The 19,386-nt window shown below is 59.3% G+C and carries 14 protein-coding genes and 1 pseudogene; 9 read left to right on the top strand and 6 right to left on the bottom strand.

Features of this window, described 5'->3' with window-relative positions; all coding sequences use genetic code 11:
* Positions 1-14 precede the first annotated feature (14 nt).
* Together thiI and typA are read left to right on the top strand one after the other, a co-directional pair.
* Positions 15-1,469, top strand: coding sequence for a tRNA uracil 4-sulfurtransferase ThiI (gene thiI, locus CKW17_RS17335; RefSeq protein WP_095120757.1), 1,455 nt, complete (start codon positions 15-17; stop codon positions 1,467-1,469).
* A 139-nt stretch (positions 1,470-1,608) separates the two neighbouring features.
* Entirely contained in the window at positions 1,609-3,429 is a 1,821-nt protein-coding gene (gene typA, locus CKW17_RS17330) for a translational GTPase TypA (protein WP_034153003.1), read from the top strand.
* A gap of 309 nt (positions 3,430-3,738) precedes the next feature.
* Here typA and CKW17_RS17325 read toward each other — a convergent pair whose 3' ends face one another.
* Positions 3,739-4,176 carry a YkgJ family cysteine cluster protein gene (locus CKW17_RS17325; RefSeq protein WP_038359983.1) on the bottom strand — a complete coding sequence of 146 codons (438 nt, stop codon included), beginning with the start codon at positions 4,174-4,176 and terminating at the stop codon, positions 3,739-3,741.
* Positions 4,177-4,435: 259 nt separating this feature from the next.
* Between CKW17_RS17325 and CKW17_RS17320 the strand changes: the two genes are divergently transcribed.
* The 5 genes from CKW17_RS17320 (at position 4,436) to CKW17_RS17300 (ending at position 14,033) form a co-directional block, all read left to right on the top strand.
* Positions 4,436-6,886, top strand: a complete 2,451-nt coding sequence (locus CKW17_RS17320; protein ID WP_038359984.1) for a glycogen/starch/alpha-glucan phosphorylase — start codon at positions 4,436-4,438, stop codon at positions 6,884-6,886.
* A 254-nt stretch (positions 6,887-7,140) separates the two neighbouring features.
* A complete protein-coding gene (locus tag CKW17_RS17315; RefSeq protein ID WP_095120756.1) occupies positions 7,141-10,725 on the top strand; it encodes a DUF2339 domain-containing protein in 3,585 nt (1,194 codons plus the stop codon).
* Positions 10,722-12,086, top strand: coding sequence for a DUF3999 domain-containing protein (locus CKW17_RS17310; RefSeq protein WP_095120755.1), 1,365 nt, complete (start codon positions 10,722-10,724; stop codon positions 12,084-12,086). The genes CKW17_RS17315 and CKW17_RS17310 overlap by 4 nt, the downstream gene beginning before the upstream one ends.
* A gap of 330 nt (positions 12,087-12,416) precedes the next feature.
* Positions 12,417-13,427 (top strand): class 1 fructose-bisphosphatase, encoded by a 1,011-nt coding sequence (locus CKW17_RS17305; RefSeq protein WP_007909265.1) that lies wholly within the window; start codon positions 12,417-12,419, stop codon positions 13,425-13,427.
* Positions 13,428-13,430: 3 nt separating this feature from the next.
* On the top strand, positions 13,431-14,033 hold the full coding sequence (locus CKW17_RS17300) for a DUF924 family protein (RefSeq protein WP_095120754.1): 603 nt from the start codon (positions 13,431-13,433) through the stop codon (positions 14,031-14,033).
* 1 nt (position 14,034) lies between these two features.
* On the opposite strand, the gene CKW17_RS17295 is transcribed toward CKW17_RS17300, so the two are convergent.
* The 4 genes and pseudogenes from CKW17_RS17295 to CKW17_RS30785 all read right to left on the bottom strand — a co-directional run.
* Positions 14,035-14,367, bottom strand: a complete 333-nt coding sequence (locus CKW17_RS17295) for a type II toxin-antitoxin system RelE/ParE family toxin (RefSeq protein WP_038359991.1) — start codon at positions 14,365-14,367, stop codon at positions 14,035-14,037.
* A complete protein-coding gene (locus CKW17_RS17290) occupies positions 14,364-14,636 on the bottom strand; it encodes a type II toxin-antitoxin system Phd/YefM family antitoxin (protein WP_095120753.1) in 273 nt (90 codons plus the stop codon). The genes CKW17_RS17295 and CKW17_RS17290 overlap by 4 nt, the downstream gene beginning before the upstream one ends.
* A 207-nt stretch (positions 14,637-14,843) precedes the next feature.
* Positions 14,844-15,608 carry a methyl-accepting chemotaxis protein gene (locus tag CKW17_RS30790; protein WP_371850962.1) on the bottom strand — a complete coding sequence of 255 codons (765 nt, stop codon included), beginning with the start codon at positions 15,606-15,608 and terminating at the stop codon, positions 14,844-14,846.
* Positions 15,609-15,701: 93 nt separating this feature from the next.
* Positions 15,702-16,724: pseudogene (locus CKW17_RS30785) on the bottom strand (cache domain-containing protein); the annotation flags it as partial.
* A 294-nt stretch (positions 16,725-17,018) separates the two neighbouring features.
* On the opposite strand from CKW17_RS30785, the gene CKW17_RS17280 reads away from it, so the two are divergent.
* Both CKW17_RS17280 and CKW17_RS17275 read left to right on the top strand, forming a co-directional pair.
* The gene (locus CKW17_RS17280) at positions 17,019-17,273 is read left to right on the top strand and encodes a hypothetical protein (protein ID WP_003220802.1); all 255 of its coding nucleotides are present in this window, start codon (positions 17,019-17,021) and stop codon (positions 17,271-17,273) included.
* A 30-nt stretch (positions 17,274-17,303) separates the two neighbouring features.
* Positions 17,304-17,873 carry a lipocalin family protein gene (locus tag CKW17_RS17275; RefSeq protein ID WP_038359998.1) on the top strand — a complete coding sequence of 190 codons (570 nt, stop codon included), beginning with the start codon at positions 17,304-17,306 and terminating at the stop codon, positions 17,871-17,873.
* A gap of 112 nt (positions 17,874-17,985) precedes the next feature.
* Here the strand turns inward: CKW17_RS17275 and CKW17_RS17270 are convergent, their stop codons facing one another.
* Positions 17,986-19,356, bottom strand: a complete 1,371-nt coding sequence (locus CKW17_RS17270) for a formimidoylglutamate deiminase (protein WP_095120751.1) — start codon at positions 19,354-19,356, stop codon at positions 17,986-17,988.
* Positions 19,357-19,386: the final 30 nt, after the last annotated feature.

Genomic DNA, 19,386 nt, shown 5'->3' with positions numbered 1-19,386 from the left:
CGCGCGCTGTTTTCATGAAACTAATCGTAAAAGTCTTCCCCGAGATCACCATCAAAAGCCGACCTGTCCGGACGAAGTTCATCCGCCAGTTGGCCAAGAACATCCGCACCGTGCTCCGTGACCTGGACCCGGCCGTGGTGGTGAACGGTGTGTGGGACAATCTCGAACTGGAAACCCGCATTACCGACGCCAAAGCCTTGAAAGAGATGGGTGAGCGCCTGACCTGCATGCCGGGCATCGCGCACTTTCTGCAGATCGACGAGTACCCGCTGGGCGACTTCGACGACATCACCGAGAAGTGCAAACAGCACTACGGCGCTGCGCTGGCCGGGAAGATTTTCTCGGTGCGCTGCAAGCGTGCCGGCAAGCACACCTTCAGCTCGATGGACGTCGAAAAATACGTCGGCAGCAAGCTGCGTCGTGAGTGCGGTGCCGCCGGTATCGATCTGAAAGCGCCGGAAATCGAAGTCCGGATCGAAGTTCGCGACAAACGGTTGTTTGTGATCCACAGCCAGCACAACGGCATCGGCGGTTACCCGCTGGGTGCGTTGGAGCAGACGCTGGTATTGATGTCCGGCGGCTTTGACTCGACCGTTGCGGCCTACCAGATCATTCGTCGCGGCCTGATGACGCACTTCTGCTTCTTCAATCTGGGCGGTCGTGCCCACGAATTGGGCGTGATGGAAGTCGCGCATTTCATCTGGAAGAAGTACGGCAGCTCGCAACGCGTGCTATTTGTCAGTGTTCCGTTCGAAGAAGTGTTGGGCGAAATTCTCGGCAAAGTCGATAACAGTCATATGGGCGTCGTATTGAAGCGTATGATGTTGCGCGCGGCTTCCAACATCGCCGACCGTCTGCACATCGAAGCGCTGGTCACCGGCGAGGCGATCTCCCAGGTGTCGAGCCAGACGCTGCCGAACCTGTCGGTGATCGACTGCGTGACCGACAAACTGGTCCTGCGTCCGCTGATCGTGGCGCACAAGCAGGACATCATCGACACGGCCAACGAGATTGGCACCGCCGATTTCGCCCGGCACATGCCGGAGTACTGTGGGGTCATTTCGGTCAATCCGAAGACTGCCGCCAAACGCGGTCGCGTTGAGCACGAAGAGAAAGAATTCGACATGGCGGTGCTCGAGCGTGCGCTCGAAAACGCCAAACTGGTGCCGATCGATCGGGTGATCGACGAATTGGGCCAGGACGTACAGATTGAAGAAGTCAGCGAAGCACTGGCCGGCCAGATCGTGATCGACATCCGTCACCCGGATGCCGCCGAGGATGAGCCGCTGGAACTCGCTGGCGTAGAAGTACAGACGATGCCGTTCTACGCAGTGAACGCTCGTTTCAAGGAGCTGGATCCGACTCGCCAGTACCTGCTGTATTGCGACAAAGGCGTGATGAGTCGCCTGCATGCTCACCATTTGCTCAGTGAGGGGCATGCCAATGTGCGCGTTTATCGACCGAGCTAAGTGCCCGGGGCTGTTTGCCTGTGGCCTGCGTCACCGGCCCCCCGACACCGCCGTCAAGCTGTAACGGCCATGCCGGACACTACTGCTAATCGCTGCCAAGACTTGTCAGCAAACCGAATCCTCTGATCGAGATACACAAGTGATCGAAAATCTACGCAACATCGCCATCATTGCCCACGTTGACCATGGTAAAACCACCCTGGTAGACAAACTCCTGCGTCAATCCGGCACTCTGGAGCGCAACGAGCTCAACGACGAGCGCGTGATGGACTCCAACGACCAGGAAAAAGAGCGCGGTATTACCATTCTGGCGAAAAACACCGCCATCAACTGGAACGGCTACCACATCAACATCGTGGACACCCCGGGCCACGCCGACTTCGGCGGCGAAGTTGAACGCGTAATGTCGATGGTTGACTCCGTTCTGCTGCTGGTTGACGCTCAAGACGGCCCTATGCCGCAAACCCGTTTCGTGACCAAGAAGGCTTTCGAAGCCGGCCTGCGTCCGATCGTGGTAATCAACAAGGTTGACCGTCCAGGCGCGCGTCCGGACTGGGTTCTGGACCAGATCTTCGACCTGTTCGACAACCTCGGTGCTACCGAAGAACAACTGGACTTCCAGGTTGTTTACGCTTCGGCCCTGAACGGCATTGCCGGTCTGGACCACACCGCCATGGCGGAAGACATGACTCCGCTGTACCAAGCGGTAGTCGACCACGTTCCGCCTCCGGCTGTTGACCGTGATGGCGCGTTCCAGATGCAGATCTCCGCTCTGGACTACAACAGCTTCCTGGGTGTTATCGGCGTTGGCCGTATCGCTCGTGGCCGCGTCAAGCCGAACACCCCGGTTGTGGCGATCGGTGCCGACGGCAAGCGCCGTAACGGCCGTATCCTGAAACTGATGGGTCACCACGGTCTGCACCGCATCGACGTTGAAGAAGCTGCAGCAGGCGATATCGTTTGCATCAGCGGTATGGACTCGCTGTTCATCTCCGACACTCTGTGCCACCCGGACACTGTCGAGGCGATGAAGCCTCTGACCGTTGACGAGCCAACCGTTTCGATGACCTTCCAGGTAAACGACTCGCCATTCTGCGGTAAAGAAGGCAAGTTCGTGACGTCCCGTAACATCAAGGACCGTCTGGACAAAGAGCTGCTGTACAACGTTGCACTGCGCGTTGAAGAAGGCGACACCGCTGACAAGTTCAAGGTTTCCGGCCGTGGTGAGCTGCACCTCTCGGTACTGATCGAAACCATGCGTCGCGAAGGCTTCGAGCTGGCCCTGGGCCGTCCTGAAGTGATCATTCGTGAAGTGAACGGCGTTAAACAAGAACCGTTCGAAAACGTCACCATCGACATCCCTGAAGAAGCGCAGGGCAAGGTCATGGAAGAGATGGGTCTGCGTAAGGGCGACCTGAGCAACATGGTGCCGGATGGCAAAGGCCGTGTTCGTCTGGAATACAACATCCCTGCTCGCGGTCTGATCGGTTTCCGTAACCAGTTCCTGACCCTGACCAACGGTGCTGGCATCCTGACCTCGATCTTCGATCGCTACGACACCGTCAAGTCGGGCCACATGTCCGGCCGTCAGAACGGCGTTCTGGTTTCGGTTGAAACCGGCAAGGCACTGACCTACTCGCTGGAAACCCTGCAGGCTCGTGGCAAGCTGTTCGTAGAACACGGCCAGGAGATCTACAACGGTCAAATCGTTGGTCAGAACAGCCGCGACAACGACCTGGGTGTAAACCCAACCAAAGGCAAGAAGCTCGACAACATGCGTGCTTCGGGTAAAGACGAAACCATCGCTCTGGTTCCACCTGTTCGCTTCACTCTGGAACAGGCTCTGGAATACATCCAGGAAGACGAGCTGTGCGAAGTTACTCCTAAGTCCATCCGTCTTCGCAAGAAGATCCTGGACGAAAGCGAGCGTACCCGCGCTGCCAAGAAAGCCAAGGCGTAATTTAGCCCGAGCTTGAAAAAACGCCCCCGGTCGCGAGACCGGGGGCGTTTTTGTTTGTCTGGGGGATGTGCAGATTGGGCCTTGAAGATCAAAAGCCCCTCACCCTAGCCCTCTCCCTGAGGGAGAGGGGACCGAATGGGGGATATTCATGAGATGCACCGACTTGCAAGAATTCTGCTGAATCCACAATCGATTTGGTGGGATGTACCGAATCTATAATCGACTATATTTTTCAGGTCGATGTATGGCGCAAGACACCTCGGTCGGCCCCCTCTCCCTTTGGGAGAGGGCTGGGGTGAGGGTAAGCGTTTAAAACTTCTCGATCGCGCGGAAATTCTGCTCGCGCACCACTTCCTTCGGCTTGTACGCGCAATACCCCGGCCGCGGGCCGATCTTCGGGTGATTGCGGCAGGTATCCGGGCGCTTGTCATAAATGGTGCACAGGCGGCTCTTACGATCCAGGTAGTAGCAATCGTTGTTGCTCATGCGCTGCAGGGTGAAGATGCCGGACTTCTGATTGAAACGCTCAACCAGGCCTTCCTTTTGCAGACGCTTGGCGATGTTCTTCGGCGGGTCGCCCAGTTCGAACTCGTCTACCACGCCGATGCGCACCAGATCCTTGATCTTCACCTCAACCGGCAGCGTGCAGCAGCTCGACACGCAGGAACCGCACATCGGGGCTGAGTATTTTGCCCACGTATCGAGACGGTCGATCTCGGCGGCGGCAATCAGGTTGGGCTTCATCATCGGGAGTTACCAGGCGTGTGTGCATCAGGGCGCGCGATCATACCGGGACTGGTGGATTTTTGAACAACCTTTCGCCAGATTTTTTCTGCATACAGGCACATTGCCGGACAATTCGGCACGGCCCCTGCATTCATTAGCTCACTCGCCAAGGTAATGCCGGGCTATCTCACAGTCTCAGGAAATACTGCCGAACCAGAGCCCTCACCGTCGGTCAGACCGTCTAGGCTCAGACAATTCCCGCTCGCTCGAGGTCCTATTGATGACTCAAGAACCACTAGTTCGCGAAGCAGAGGTGGCCGCATTCCGCGACGCCGTCCTGACCAAACTCACCTACGCGGTGGGCAAAGACCCCGATCACGCCTTCGACCATGACTGGTTCGAAGCCATTGCGTTGGCGGCGCGTGATCACATGGTCGAACACTGGATGGACCACACCCGGCAGATCTACCGCAAAGGTCAGAAACGGGTGTATTACCTCTCGCTGGAATTTCTTATCGGCCGCCTGCTCTATGACAGCCTGAGCAATCTGGGTCTGCTCGACGTCGCCCGTGAAGCGTTGACTGAGCTCGGTGTCGATCTGGAACGCATCCGCTTGCTGGAGCCCGATGCGGCCCTCGGCAACGGCGGCCTCGGTCGTCTGGCGGCGTGCTTCATGGAAAGTATGTCGACCCTCGGCATTGCCGGCCACGGTTATGGCATTCGTTATGAACACGGCTTGTTCCGCCAGGCGATTGTCGATGGCTGGCAGCAGGAGCAGACCGAGCATTGGCTGGATTTCGGCAACCCGTGGGAGTTTGAACGGCCAGAGGTCGTCTACACCATCGGCTTTGGTGGCAGCGTCGAAACCGTCACCGATGTCTCTGGTAAATCCAAGCAAGTCTGGTCGCCAGCAGAAACCGTTCGCGCCATTGCTTACGACACGCCGGTGGTCGGCTGGCGCGGGGCGAGCGTTAACACTTTGCGCCTGTGGCGTGCCCGCGCCATGGAAGATCTGCACCTGGAACGCTTCAACGCCGGTGACCACTTGGGCGCCGTCGCCGAAGTAGCCCGTGCCGAAAGCATCTCCCGCGTGCTTTACCCGGCGGACAGCACCGAAGCAGGGCAAGAACTGCGCCTGCGCCAGGAATATTTCTTTGTCGCTGCGTCGCTGCAAGATCTGCTGCGTCGTCACCGCAATATGCACACCTCGGTATTGACCTTGGGCGATCACGCGGCGATCCAGCTCAACGACACCCATCCCTCGATTGCCGTAGCCGAACTGATGCGCCAACTGGTCGACGTCTACGACGTGGCGTGGGATGCGGCATGGCAAGTCACCGTCGACACGCTGTCGTACACCAACCACACGCTGCTGCCAGAAGCGCTGGAAACCTGGCCGGTGGGCCTGATGGAACGCATGCTGCCGCGACACATGCAGATCATTTACCTGATCAACGCCCAGCACATCGATTCGCTGCGGGCCAAAGGCATTCACGATTTCGACGTGCTGCGCGCGGTGTCGCTGATCGAAGAAGACAACGGTCGCCGGGTGCGCATGGGCAACCTCGCTTTCCTCGGTTCGCACAGCGTCAACGGCGTGTCCGGATTGCACACGCAACTGATGCGCAAAACCGTGTTCGCCGAACTGCACAAGCTCTACCCGGAGCGGATCAACAACAAAACCAACGGCATTACCTTCCGCCGCTGGTTGTACCAGGCCAACTCCGAACTGACTTCGATGCTGGTCGATGCGCTCGGCCCGGATCTATTGGATAACCCTGAAGAGCGCCTGCTCGATCTTGAGCCGTTCGCCGAAAAAACCGCGTTCCGCAAAGCTTTCGCCGAGCAACGCCTGCACAGCAAAAAAGCCCTGGCCTATCTGATTCACGAACGGTTGGGCATCGCGGTCAATCCGGCGGCGATGTTTGATGTGCAGGTTAAACGGATCCACGAATACAAACGCCAGTTGCTCAACCTGATGCACACCGTGGCGCTGTATCAGGCGATTCGCGCCGAGCCGGAAGTCGACTGGGTGCCCCGGGTGAAAATCTTCGCCGGCAAGGCTGCGGCGAGTTATCACCAGGCCAAACTGATCATCAAACTGACCAACGACATCGCGCGGGTGGTGAACAACGATCCGACGGTGCGCGGCTTGCTGAAAGTGGTGTTTTTGCCTAACTACAATGTCAGCCTGGCGGAAAGCATCATTCCGGCGGCGGACTTGTCCGAGCAGATTTCCACTGCCGGCTTCGAAGCGTCGGGCACCAGTAACATGAAGTTCGGCCTCAACGGCGCACTGACCATCGGCACGCTGGACGGCGCCAACGTGGAAATGTGCGAACGCATTGGTGCTGAGCACATGTTCATTTTCGGCCTCAGCGCGCAGCAGGTCGAAGCGCGCAAACAGAATCACGAGTTCAGCGCGTTGCCGGACATTGCCGCGTCGCATCGTTTGAACGATGTGCTGCAAGCGATTCGCAGCGGGGTGTTCTCGCCGGATGACACTTCGCGCTACACCGGGCTGATCGATTCGCTGGTGGATTACGACCGCTTCCTGGTCTGCGCCGACTTCGACTCCTATTGGGAAGCGCAGAAACGCGTTGAAGAGCATTGGCACGACAGCAACAACTGGTGGCGTTCGGCGGTGCTGAACACGGCGCGGATGGGCTGGTTCTCCTCGGACCGGACGATTCGCGAGTACGCCACGGATATCTGGAAAGCGTTGGAGTAACTTTCCACAACAAATGTGCGCAAGGCCCAACGTTTGTTGGGCCGGATCGATATACTGAGCGCCGGTTACCGGCAGCGCCAGTCACCACCAGTCCAATGTGGGAGCGAGCCTGCTCGCGAAGCGGTTGTCATGTTAAACAGAAATGTTGGCTGACAAACCGCTTTCGCGAGCAGGCTCGCTCCCACTGGGTTTGTGCCTAGACTGAAGCAATCGCCGGACTCGCCCTGTCTTGGGGCTGCTTAGGGATATCGACCATGCAATGGATGTTCATGTTGATCGGGCTGGTGCTCGGCTGGCTGCTCGACGAGTCGTTCAGTGATGCGCTGTTGGGCGCGTTGCTGGGGCTGGCAATCGGGCAGACGATTCGCATTGCGCGGCTTGGCTCGCAGGCGATGGAGCAGCAACGTCAACTTGAGCAGGCGAAGGTCGCTTTGCAGGGCGTCGAACAGCGCCTGTTTCTGCTCGAAGGGGCACCGGTTCGTGCCGCGTCGCCAGCGAGTACGCCGCCGGTTACCGAGCCCGTCGTAGAACCGGTCAAAGCCGCCGAAGAAGCCCCGGCTCCCGAACTGGTCTGGGAACTGCCGCCCGAACTCGAACCAATTTCCGCCGTCGCCAGAGAAACCCCTCAACCACTGCCCGCCGATGTCTGGCGCCTCGACGCCGTTACGCCCGAACCACCAAAACCCGCCGAACCCCGTGGCCCGAACCTGATCGAACGCGGCATCAGTGCTGCGCGTAACTGGCTGTTCGGCGGCAACACCGTGCTGCGCGTTGGCGTGGTCTTGTTGTTCTTCGGTCTGGCGTTCCTGCTGCGCTATGCCACCGAAGGCATGGTCGTGCCTATCGAGTTGCGTTACGCCGGTGTCGCGGCGGCCGCGTTGGGCTTGCTCGCGCTGGGCTGGTGGCTACGCCGGCGCAACAGCAATTACGCGTTGATGCTGCAAGGCACCGGGATCGCGGTGCTGTACCTGACGGTGTTTGCGGCGATGCGTCTGCACCCGTTGCTTGATCCATCGGCCGCGCTCGGCCTGCTGGTGGCGGTCACCGTTTTCTCGGCGATCCTCGCCATCACTCAGGATGCTTTAGGGCTGGCGGCTGCAGCGGCATTGGGCGGTTTTGCCGCGCCGATCCTGACCTCGACCGGCGCCGGCAACCACGTCGCGCTGTTCAGCTATTTCGCGCTGCTCAACGCCGGCATTCTCGCCATCGCCTGGTTCAAGGCCTGGCGTCTGCTCAACCTGATCGGCTTCGTCGGCACCTTCGGTATCGGCTTCGCCTGGGGCCTGCGTTCGTATGCGCCGGAGCTGTTGTGGAGCACCGAGCCGTTTCTGATTCTGTTTTTCCTGATGTACCTCGCCATCGGTCTGTTGTTCGCTCGGCGCAAATTGCTCGATATGCCAGATGCGCCGGCGGAGGACGATCGCGAGGCTTTGCTGCACTGGTCGGCGCGAAAGGGCGATTACGTCGATGGGACGATGCTATTCGGCCCGCCGATCATTGGCTTTGGTTTGCAGTTTGCGCTGGTACAGCATCTGGAGTTTGCCGCGGCGTTCAGTGCGCTGGCGTTGGGCATGATCTATATGGCGCTGGCCAAGGTATTGATGGGCGGTCGTGCGGTACTGCTGGGTGAAACCTGTCTGGCGCTTGGGGTGATTTTTGCCAGTCTGGCGATTCCGTTGGGGCTGGATGCGCGCTGGACGTCGGCGGCGTGGGCGGTGGAAGGTGCGGGGATTTTCTGGCTGGGGTTGCGTCAGCATCGACCGTTTGCCCGGGCGTTTGCCTTGCTGCTACAACTCGGTTCCGCGCTGGCGTTCCTCAGCCAGTTGCGGGTTGGCGAGAGCAGTCTGCTCGACGGTGCTCCGCTGGGCGCGTTGATGCTCGGCATCGCGTTGCTGTTCAGTTTCTATCAACTGCGCAAGGCTGCGCTGGAACAGGCGTCGCCGTGGGAACGCCAGGGCCTGCCAGTGCTGGCAGCTCTTGGCCTGACTTTCCTCTACCTGCTGGCGCCGCTGTTTTTCTTCGTGCAGGGCACGGCGATCAGTTGGGCGCTGGCCGGGTTGGCGACTCTGTTTATCGGTTTGCGGATTCAGTCGCGTACGTTCCTGTTCTCTGCGTTTGCCGTGCAGTTGCTCGGTGGCGCGTTGTTTCTGCTGCGTCTGCAAGGTGCAGGGGAAGATTCCGCCGCTGTGTTCAGCGCCGGTTGGAGCGGCTTGCTCAGTGCTTCGCTGATCGGTCTGGCGTTGATCGCCGGCATGCTGGTGGCCGCTCGCGATGAAATGGTGCGCAGCGATGTACGCCTGTTGCGCGGTCTGTCGGTGGTATTGCTGGCCGGTCTGGTGCTGATCAATCTGGCGGTGCTGTTCGTACTGCCGTGGCAGACCGCGAGTGCGGTGTGGGCCGCGAGTGGTTTGCTGATTATCTGGCTGAGCCTGTACCTCAGGCAGCGTGTAAGTTTTGTCTTTGGTCTGCTGTTGCAGTTGATCGGTGGCGCGGCGTTTTTGCTGGCCGGCCCCGAGTTGCTTGGGCCGCTGTCCAGCGAAGGTCTGAAGCCTTTGGCCCATGGCGGATTCTGGACGCCGCTGGTGCTGGGGCTGGCGGCGATGATCGGTGCGTGGCGTCTGCAACTGGGTAATCATGCCTCAGCATTCGATGCGTTGAGTTTGCAGCGCTTGTCCGAAGTATTGCTGGTGTGGGGCGCCGGCTGGTGGGCGTTGGCGTGGGTCAGCGAGGTGCTGCGCTTTGCATCGCCGACTCTGCAAGGCACGTTATTGCTGTTGGTCGCCGCCGTCAGCGTGGCGTTGTGGACTGTGTTGTCGCTACGTTTGAAATGGCCGGCGCTGGGCTTGCTCTGCACTTTGCTGATTCCGGCTGCCGGACTTGTCCTGATCGCCGCGTGGCACTCGCGTTATCACCCGGCTGCGGATTTCGGCTGGCTGGCGTGGGCGGCGGTGTTCGCCGTGCATTTCTTCAGCCTGCGCCGCTTGGCACCGATGCTGCCGGCACGAGCCTTGAGCACCGCGCATGTGCTCGGCTGTTGGTTGCTGATTGGCGTGCTGGCGCTGGAATTGCGTTACGGCCTGCTGCTGTTGTCCGAGCAATACAACGCCTGGCGCTGGCTCGGCTGGGCGATTCTGCCGAGCGTCTATCTGTTGCTGGCGGCGGCACCGCGCACCTGGCCGTGGCCGGTGGCGGCATTCCCTCGCGAATACCGCTTGTATGCCGCCGCACCGTTGGCGGTTTTGATGCTGGCGTGGTTCTGGCTGGCAAATGGCATCAGCGATGGTAATGCCGAGCCACTTCCTTACGTGCCGCTGCTCAATCCATTAGAGCTGGGTCTGTTGTTTGCTTTGTTCGGCGTCTATGTCTGGTCGCGCAGTGCAGTTTCGCAGCTGTCGATTCGCCAGGACTACGCCGATTACGCGACGCAAATGGTCGCCGGGGTTTCGCTGTTCGCCTTCTGCACCGCGTTGGTCACCCGCGCGGCGCACCATTGGGCCGGCATCCCGTTCGAGCTGGATACGTTGCTCGCCTCAATGCTGGTGCAGGCCGGATTGTCCATCGTCTGGACGCTGATGGCGCTGGGGCTGATGATCGGCGGCCACCTGCGCCATCGCCGCGAGGTCTGGCTCATCGGCGCGGCGCTGATTGCGCTGGTGGTGGCCAAACTGATTTTTGTCGAACTGAGCAACCGTGGCGGCCTCGCCCGGATCGTCTCGTTTATCGGCGTGGGTGTGTTGCTGCTGGTGGTTGGCTATTTCGCGCCGCTGCCACCCAAACGCGTCGAAACTGAGCCGGCGGCGGACAAACCGGCCCCGGACACCGAAGGAGTTGCATCTTGAGTCGCATGCTGAATCTGGGTTGGTTGGCGTTGGGCGTGGTGATGGTGGCCGGTGCTCAGGAAAAACCGGCGGACTTCGCCACGCAAGTGCCGCTGGCGGTGAGCGGCAACGGCCCGTGGTATCGCCTCGAATTGCCGTTGAGCGTGCAATTGCAGGCGCGCCAGACCGATCTCAGCGACTTGCGCGTGTTCAACGCCGCTGGCGAACCACAGGCCTATGCTCTGGCTCGTGAATCGGCGCAGACCCGCGACGACGGCCAGTTGCACGAGGTGAAGTGGTTCCCGCTGTACAACGCCGCCGACGCCAGCGAACGCGCGCCGAACGTGCGCGTGCAATCGACCACCAACGGCACGCTGGTCGAAGTACAACCGTCCAGCCAGTTGGAGGCGGGTGAAGAAGTGCTGCGCGGCTGGCTGCTCGATGCCAGCGCGATCAAGGCGCCGTTGCAGCAGTTGATCCTCGACTGGACCAGCGAGCGCGACGGCTTTCAGCGCTTCAGCATCGAAGCCAGCGACGACCTGCAACACTGGCAAGCGTGGGGCGAAGGGCAGGTGGCACGACTGACCTTTTCCGATGAGCGCATCGAGCAGCATGAGGTGACGTTGCCGGGGCAGTCGGCGCGTTATGTGCGGCTGTTGTGGGAGTCGCCGAATTCGGCGCCGATCCTGACGGCGGCCCAATTGAAAAGCAGTGATCCGCGCAACGTTCCGCTGCCGTTGGTCTGGTCGCAGGCATTGGCCGGCAGCAGCGCCAAGGCCGGGGAATATACCTGGCAGCTTCCGATGGGGCTGAATGTCGAGCGGGTGCAGGTCGAAATCAAACAACCGAACAGTCTGGCGCCGGTTACATTGTCGGGCCGACGTGAAAGCAGCTTGCCGTGGCAGGAATTGAGCAGCGGTCTGCTCTATCGCCTGACCCAGAATGGTCAGGACGTGCAACAGAATGAATTGCAGCTTTATGGGCAGACTGTGCAGCAGTTGAAGCTGAGCGTGGATGAGCGCGGCGGAGGGTTAGGTGAGCAGGCGCCGAGTCTTAAATATGCGGTGCGGGCAACTCAGGTGATTTTCCTTGCGCGCGGGGAGGGGCCTTACAGTCTGGCAGTGGGTAATCCAATGGTGAAAACGGCGAATCTACCGTTGGCGACGCTGATTCCGGATTTCAAACCGGAGAAACTGGCGGCGTTGGGTAAGGCTGTGGTTCAGGGTGAGGCGGTTGTTACGCAGACTTCTACGGCGACGACGGCGGCGGTGGCCGAGACCAATTGGAAGAAGATCGGGTTGTGGGCGGTATTGTTGCTCAGTGTGGTTTTTCTCGGGGCGATGGCGTTCAGCTTGTTGCGTAAGCCTCCCGCTAAATCCTGAAAGGGCGGGTGCTGCGCACCCGATCGCGAGCAGGCTCACTCCTACAGGGGATCGCATTTCTTCAGTTGGAATACTGTCAACTGTAGGAGTGAGCCTGCTCGCGATAGCGTTTTCCCAAACGACAAAAATCCAAAAACTGTCTCGATCACCTGCACCACCCGTCCCGAACCGGTCTACGCTAAACCCGCTACCTGAACTCTCCACTGACAATCACGTCTCATACAGGCAAATACACCCCAACGCACGTTACCGGGCGTCTTCGCTCGCTACGGTTTCAGACTCCCTGTAAACTGCGCGGGTTTTTAGCCCCCCATTCCACCGGAGCCGTCCATGTCCCGCGTTACCCTGAGTCGCTATTTGATTGAGCAGACCCGCAGCAATAACACTCCTGCCGATCTGCGTTTCCTGATCGAAGTGGTCGCGCGTGCTTGCAAAGAAATCAGCCACGCCGTGTCCAAAGGCGCCCTGGGTGGTGTTCTGGGCAGCATGGGCACTGAAAACGTCCAAGGCGAAGTGCAGAAGAAACTCGACGTGATCTCCAATGAGATCCTGCTCGAAGCCAACGAATGGGGCGGTCACCTGGCCGGCATGGCGTCCGAAGAAATGGACAATGCCTACCAGATCCCGGGCAAATACCCGAAAGGCGCGTACCTGCTGGTATTCGACCCACTGGACGGTTCGTCGAACATCGACATTAACGCCCCGGTCGGTACCATCTTTTCGGTACTGCGTTGCCCGAACGAATACCTGAGCCAGAATGAGCCGCTAAACGAAAAAGCGTTCCTGCAGCCAGGCACTCAGCAAGTTGCCGCCGGTTACGCGATCTACGGCCCGCAGACCATGCTGGTACTGACCCTGGGCGACGGCGTCAAAGGCTTCACCCTCGACCGCGAAATGGGCAGCTTCGTGCTGACCCACGAAGACATCACCATTCCTGAATCGACCCAGGAATTTGCGATCAACATGTCCAACCAGCGTCACTGGGAAGCCCCGGTACAACGCTACGTGGGCGAGTTGCTGGCCGGTGAAGAAGGTCCGCTGAAAAAGAACTACAACATGCGTTGGGTCGCGGCGATGGTTGCCGACGTACACCGCATCCTGACCCGTGGCGGTCTGTTCATGTACCCGCGCGACAGCCGTGAGCCTTCCAAGCCAGGCAAACTGCGTCTGATGTACGAAGCCAACCCGATGTCGTTCCTGGTGGAACAAGCGGGCGGCGCGTCCACCGACGGTCACCAGCGCATTCTCGACATTCAGCCGGAAGGCCTGCACCAGCGCGTAGCGGTGTTCCTCGGTTCGAAAGAAGAAGTCGCACGCGCTACGGCTTACCACAAGGAATAAACCATGACCGCGCCCTGGCAGCCGTTGCTCGATTGGTGGTTCGGACATGCCGAATCCCCCGACGAGATAGCGGCTGACAAGGGCAAGTTGTGGTTCGGTAAGCGAGACAGCCAAGACCTCGAAGCGCGTGAGCGTTTCGGGGTCTTTGTCGATCAGGCCCTGGCTGGCGAATTGACCGAGTGGACGCAACGTCCCGAAGGTTGGCTGGCGCTGGTGCTGTTGCTTGATCAATTGCCGCGAATGATCTTTCGCGACACTCCCAAAGCGTTTTCCGGTGATCTGCGCGCGCAGAAACTCGTTGCCCAAGGCATTGCCGCGGACTTTGATCGGCAGTTGAAACCGATTCAGCGTGTATTCATTTATCTGGTGTTTGAGCACTGCGAGAATCTTGCGGTGCAGAACGAGGCGGTTTCCCGGTTTATCGATCTGGTGGCTGAACAGCCGGAAGGTGAGCGGGCGGTGTTTGCCGACAATCTGGATTATGCCGAGCGGCATCAAAAGGTGATTGCGCGGTTTGGCCGGTTTCCGCATCGCAATGCGGTGTTGGGGCGGGAGTCTACGGCTGAGGAGTTGGTGTTTCTCGATCAGCCTGGATCACGGTTCTAAATCAAGGATTGCCTCGTAGAAGCCGTTTCATCAACAGTGCCGGTAGGCTTTTTCGCGTATCGACAATGATATGGATGAAAACCGTTTTTTCTCGCACCTCATAAATAATCCGGTTCCTTCCCAAAACAATCTGGCGGTATTGGCCGAGATTGAGTTTCTCGATTTCTTCGGGGATTGATCCTGAATAAGGCAGATCTGCGAGGCCGAGAATCGCAGTCTTGAGATCGGCATAAGTGCTTTGCCAAATTTGGAATGAAAACTGTCTGACGAGGTAGGAGCGAAGTTCTTTGAGATCTGTTTGTGCGGACTGGAGAATAACCACCTTTAAACTCATTGATGATCGGCCTTGTCCATTTCGGCAAAAACATCTTCAGCATCACTGAACTTGCCTTCCTCAATCTCCCGATTACCCATCGCCAACAGTTTCAACAAGGCCATCGTGCCTTCTTGCTCTTCAAAGCTTTTCACATCCATCACCACTAGCTTGGCTTCACCGTTTTGAGTGATTACCAGCGGCTCGCGGCTTTCTGTGATTGATTTGACGATTTCGGCCGTGTGACTTTTCAGGTAACTGATGGGTTTGATTTGCGATGAAAGCTTCATGGTTGAGCCCCGCTAAATTGAATGGGACTGAGTTTAGTCTTAATTCAGTCCAGTGTCAGTTCGAGTAGACGAGCGTGTTTCAATTCCAAATTCTTTCGTCTCTGATGCCGCCATCGCGGGCAAGTCCGCTCCCGCTGGATATCTGTGAACCATACAGAACCATTGTAGGGCCGAGCTTGCTCGCGAAGGCGCCAAAAGCAGCGCCGCTTAAATGCGGAAACTACCCACCAATTGCTTCAACCGCGCCGCCTGCTGCTCCAGATCCGAGCACGCCCGCAACGTCGCCTGCAAGTTCTCCACACCTTCCTGATTCAGCGTGTTGATCTCGTTGATATCGACATTGATCGACTCGACCACCGCCGTCTGCTCTTCAGTCGCCGTTGCTACCGACTGGTTCATCCCGTCGATCTCGCCGATACGCTGAGTCACGCTGCCCAGTCGCTCGCCGGCCTGGTTGGCGATGCCGACGCTGCTTTCGCTCTCGCGCTGGCTCTCGGTCATGATGCTGACTGCCTGCCGCGCGCCGACCTGCAGCTCTTCGATCATCTTCTGTACTTGCTGCGCCGAATCCTGAGTGCGGTGCGCCAGATTACGCACTTCATCGGCGACCACGGCAAAACCACGACCGGCTTCACCGGCCCGCGCCGCTTCGATCGCGGCGTTGAGCGCGAGCAGGTTGGTCTGCTGGGAAATACTGGTGATCACTTCGAGAATCTGGCCGATGTTCACCGTGTTGCTGTTCAGGGTTTCGATGTTGCCGCAGGAATCGCTGATCTTCGCCGACAGCTGTTGCATGGCCTGGATGGTTTTATCCACAACCTGCTGACCGTCGACCGCGAGGCTGCGGGCATCGCTGGAGTGCTGCGAGGCGAGGGCGGCGTTCTGGGCGATTTCCTGCGCGGCGGCGCCCAGCTGGTTAATCGCGGCAGCGACGCTATTAGTGCGAGTGGCTTGCTGGTCGGAGTTGTACATCGACGAGTTCGACGCTGCGACCACGCGCAGGGCGACTTCGTTGACCTGGCCGGTGGCCGAAGACACTTCACGGATCGAGGTGTGAATGCGCTCGACGAAGCGGTTGAACGAGGTGCCCAGTGCGCCGAACTCGTCGTTGCCGTGAATCACCAGACGTTTGGTCAGGTCGCCTTCACCTTCGGCGATGTCGTGCATGGCGCGGCCCATGGTCAGCAGCGGCTGCATCAACACACGGATGAGCATGCCGAGCAGGGCGATGATGATCACCACGGCAATGACCATGGCGATCAGCGCCGAGGTGCGGAACTCGCTGAGCATTGCGAACGCGGTGTCTTTATCGAGTACCAGCGCCACGTACCAGTCGGCCGACGGCACGCCGTTGATGTGGGTGAAGGAGATCAACTGAGTCTTGCCGTTGAACTCGACTTCTTTCAGGCCGGCGCTGACTTTCGGCGCGCCATTCGGGTAGGCCTCGGCGAGGGTCTTGAGCACCAGTTTGCTGTCCGGGTGGATCAGGATCTTGCCCTCGCTGCTGACGATGAACGCGTGGCCGTGGCCGCCGAAGTTAAGCGAGTTGATGATCGCGCTGACACTGGTCAGGTCGATGTCGGCACCGGCGACGCCGAGCATTTGCCCTTGGCGCTGTACCGGCGTGGCGACGGTGATTACCAGTTTGCCCGAGGATGCGGCGATGTACGGTTCAGTGACGATGGTCTGTTGCGCGCTGTTCGCCGCTTTGTACCAGCCGCGTGCGCGTGGATCGTAATCCGGCGCGCGATTGCCGGCCGGCACCGAGAACATCACGCCGTCAGCACCGCCGAAATAGCTGAGCTGAAAATTGCCGGTGTAGGCGGGCAGGTCGATGATGCGTTTCAGGCTCGCCGGGGCGTTACCGTCGACGGCCACTTGCTGCGACAACGATTGCAGCAACTGAATGCGGCTTTCCAGCCAGGTCTGGATGTTACTGGTGGTCAGGCTGCCCAGCTCCTGCATCGAGGCTTCGGTGCTGCTGCTCAAGGCTTCGCGCTGTCGATAGTCGTTGAAGAAAATGAAACAGGCGAACGCAACGGCCACCACGAGGGCGGCAGCCAACAAGATCTTGTGGCTGAATTTCATGTTTCTGGTCATCGAATGAACTACCGCGAAGGGGCTGGTCAAGAAAGGGCGGCAATTTGCCACACTCGGGGGCTTTGCGCTGCTCTTATTTCGACCGCGGCGCGCCAAAGATTAGGCGTCTTTGGCGAAAGGCGACGAAATGCTCAATAGCCCTACAAAGTGTCTGATTTATCGGCAAATGCCAGACGGGCGGGCTAATAAATAGCCATTCCCCCACGGAACCAGATGAGGGTTTTCTCTTCTAAGCTTCTGGTTGGCACCATGCCATCCCCCCCTCGTTCCAGGAGTTACACCATGTCGCTGCGATCTATCGCCCTTCTGACGTTTTGCGTGCTGCTGGCCGCATGCAGCAAGGTCAATCAGGAAAACTATTCGAAGCTCTCGGCCGGGATGGCCAAGGCCGAAGTCGAGACCCTGCTGGGCAAACCGACTGATTGCTCGGGCGCGCTCGGTATGTCCAGTTGCACTTGGGGCGACAAGAACAGCTTTATCAGCGTGCAGTACGCCGGTGACAAAGTGCTGATGTTTTCCGGCCAAGGCCTGAAGTAAACCGGGGCTTCGCGCCCACGGAGAAGAAAAATGAAGCGGTTATTGCTGATCCTTTTCGCCGGCCTGGTACTGGCCGGCTGCGCCAGTTCCGGCGTCGACCCGTTGGCGCCGAAAACCGTCAACAGCGTCAATCTCAAGCGCTATCAAGGTACCTGGTACGAGTTGGCGCGCTTGCCGATGTACTTCCAGCGCCATTGCGCGCAATCCGAAGCCCATTACACCCTCAAGCCTGACGGCAATGTCGCGGTGCTCAATCGCTGCCTGACCCCGGACTGGCAGTGGGAAGAGGCCAAGGGCACAGCTTATCCACAGGTGCCGGGCAAGACTGACAAACTTTGGGTGGAATTCGATACCTGGTTTTCGCGCCTGATTCCGGGTGTAGCGAAAGGCGAGTATTGGGTGCTGTACGTCAGCGATGACTACAAGACCGCCATCGTCGGCGACCCGAGTCGCAAGTACATGTGGCTGCTGTCGCGGACACCGACCGTCAACGGTGTGGTGCGTGAAGAGCTGCTGAGCAAGGCGCGTCAGCAGGGCTATGACACCACGCGACTGATCTGGCGCGCGTCGGATCGGCAGATGGCCAAGACCTCGAACTAAAGAACAGCACAAAACCAATGTAGGAGTGAGCCTGCTCGCGATAGCGTTGTGTCAGAGCACAAATAAGTGACTGACACACTGCTATCGCGAGCAGGCTCACTCCTACATTTGGTTATGCGTCGCCCAGGAGGTCGCGCAGGACTTGGGTGAACGCTCGCGCACTGGCTTCTTCCCCGGCATGCCGGCCATCGCGCACCACCCACTGACCATTGACCAGCACATCGCGCACCTGACGATCGCCGCCGGCAAACAACCAGCGATTCAAAATCCCGTCGCCATTGGCCGTCGCCAGATACGGATCGTTGCCATCGAGCACAATCCAGTCCGCACGTTTGCCAACTTCCAGCGCCCCGATCGGCTGCCCCAGCGCCTGCGCACCGCCATCCAGCGCCGCGTCATACAGCGTGCGCCCGACCATCGGCTGATCTGCGCCATACAAACGGTTACGTCGCTGATCGCGCAGACGCTGGCCGTATTCCAGCCAACGCAATTCCTCCACCACGCTGAGCGACACATGGCTGTCGGAACCGATGCCCATGCGCCCACCCTGAGCGAGGAAATCCACCGCCGGAAAAATTCCGTCACCCAGATTCGCTTCAGTGGTCAGGCACAGCCCGGCAATGGCGCGACTCTTGGCCATCAGCGTGACTTCTTCCGGGTTGGCGTGGGTGGCGTGCACCAGACACCAGCGCTGATCGACCTCGGTATTTTCGTACAGCCATTGCAGCGGACGCCGACCGCTCCAGCTCAGGCAGTCATCGACTTCTTTTTGCTGTTCGGCGATGTGAATGTGAATCGGGCATTGCTTGTCGCTGGCCGCCAATACTTCGCTGATCTGCTGCGGCGTCACCGCACGCAACGAGTGGAAGCACAGGCCCAGTGATTGCGCCTCTTGCTGCGCCAACATTGGCTGCAAGCGGGATTGCAGATTCAGGTAGTTTTCGGTGCTGTTGATAAAGCGACGCTGGCCATCGTTGGGCGTCTGGCCGCCAAAACCGGAGTGGCTGTAGAGCACTGGCAGCAGGGTCAGGCCGATGCCGCTTTCACTCGCGGCCTGGCTGATGCGCAGCGCCAGTTCAGCCGGATCGGCATACGGCTGACCATTGCTGTCGTGATGCACGTAATGAAATTCGGCGACCGAGGTGTAACCGGCCTTGAGCATTTCGATGTACAGCTGACGGGCAATCACGCCGAGTTGATCGGGGCTGATTTTTCCGACGAGCCGGTACATCAGATCGCGCCAGGTCCAGAAGCTGTCGTTCGGGTTGCCGGCCACTTCGGCCAGACCCGCCATCGCCCGCTGGAAGGCGTGGGAGTGCAAGTTCGGCATGCCCGGCAGCAACGGACCGCTCAGCCGTTCGGCGCCATCTGCAGTGGAATCGGCCTGGATTCGGGTCAGCACGCCCTCGGCGCTGACCTCAAGACGTACATTGTTGGCCCATCCGTTAGGCAGCAGCGCGCGTTCGGCAAAGAAGGCGGACATGGTTCAGCACCCCATCGTGTGTTATTTGTA

It is taken from the genome of Pseudomonas sp. Irchel s3f10 (genome assembly GCF_900187515.1).
Taxonomy (GTDB): Bacteria; Pseudomonadota; Gammaproteobacteria; order Pseudomonadales; family Pseudomonadaceae; genus Aquipseudomonas; species Aquipseudomonas tensinigenes.
This window is presented reverse-complemented; position numbering and strand designations above follow the sequence as displayed.

Bases quoted from the DNA above. Each gene is read 5' to 3' on its own strand.
- CKW17_RS17270 (WP_095120751.1), bottom strand. From the start codon at position 19,356: ATGTCCGCCTTCTTTGCCGAACGCGCGCTGCTGCCTAACGGATGGGCC.
- CKW17_RS17275 (WP_038359998.1), top strand. From the start codon at position 17,304: ATGAAGCGGTTATTGCTGATCCTTTTCGCCGGCCTGGTACTGGCCGGC.
- CKW17_RS17295 (WP_038359991.1), bottom strand. From the start codon at position 14,367: ATGAGTTTAAAGGTGGTTATTCTCCAGTCCGCACAAACAGATCTCAAA.
- CKW17_RS17320 (WP_038359984.1), top strand. From the start codon at position 4,436: ATGACTCAAGAACCACTAGTTCGCGAAGCAGAGGTGGCCGCATTCCGC.
- CKW17_RS17280 (WP_003220802.1), top strand. From the start codon at position 17,019: ATGTCGCTGCGATCTATCGCCCTTCTGACGTTTTGCGTGCTGCTGGCC.
- CKW17_RS30790 (WP_371850962.1), bottom strand. From the start codon at position 15,608: ATGTACAACTCCGACCAGCAAGCCACTCGCACTAATAGCGTCGCTGCC.
- thiI (WP_095120757.1), top strand. From the start codon at position 15: ATGAAACTAATCGTAAAAGTCTTCCCCGAGATCACCATCAAAAGCCGA.
- CKW17_RS17325 (WP_038359983.1), bottom strand. From the start codon at position 4,176: ATGATGAAGCCCAACCTGATTGCCGCCGCCGAGATCGACCGTCTCGAT.
- CKW17_RS17290 (WP_095120753.1), bottom strand. From the start codon at position 14,636: ATGAAGCTTTCATCGCAAATCAAACCCATCAGTTACCTGAAAAGTCAC.
- CKW17_RS17315 (WP_095120756.1), top strand. From the start codon at position 7,141: ATGCAATGGATGTTCATGTTGATCGGGCTGGTGCTCGGCTGGCTGCTC.
- CKW17_RS17305 (WP_007909265.1), top strand. From the start codon at position 12,417: ATGTCCCGCGTTACCCTGAGTCGCTATTTGATTGAGCAGACCCGCAGC.
- CKW17_RS17300 (WP_095120754.1), top strand. From the start codon at position 13,431: ATGACCGCGCCCTGGCAGCCGTTGCTCGATTGGTGGTTCGGACATGCC.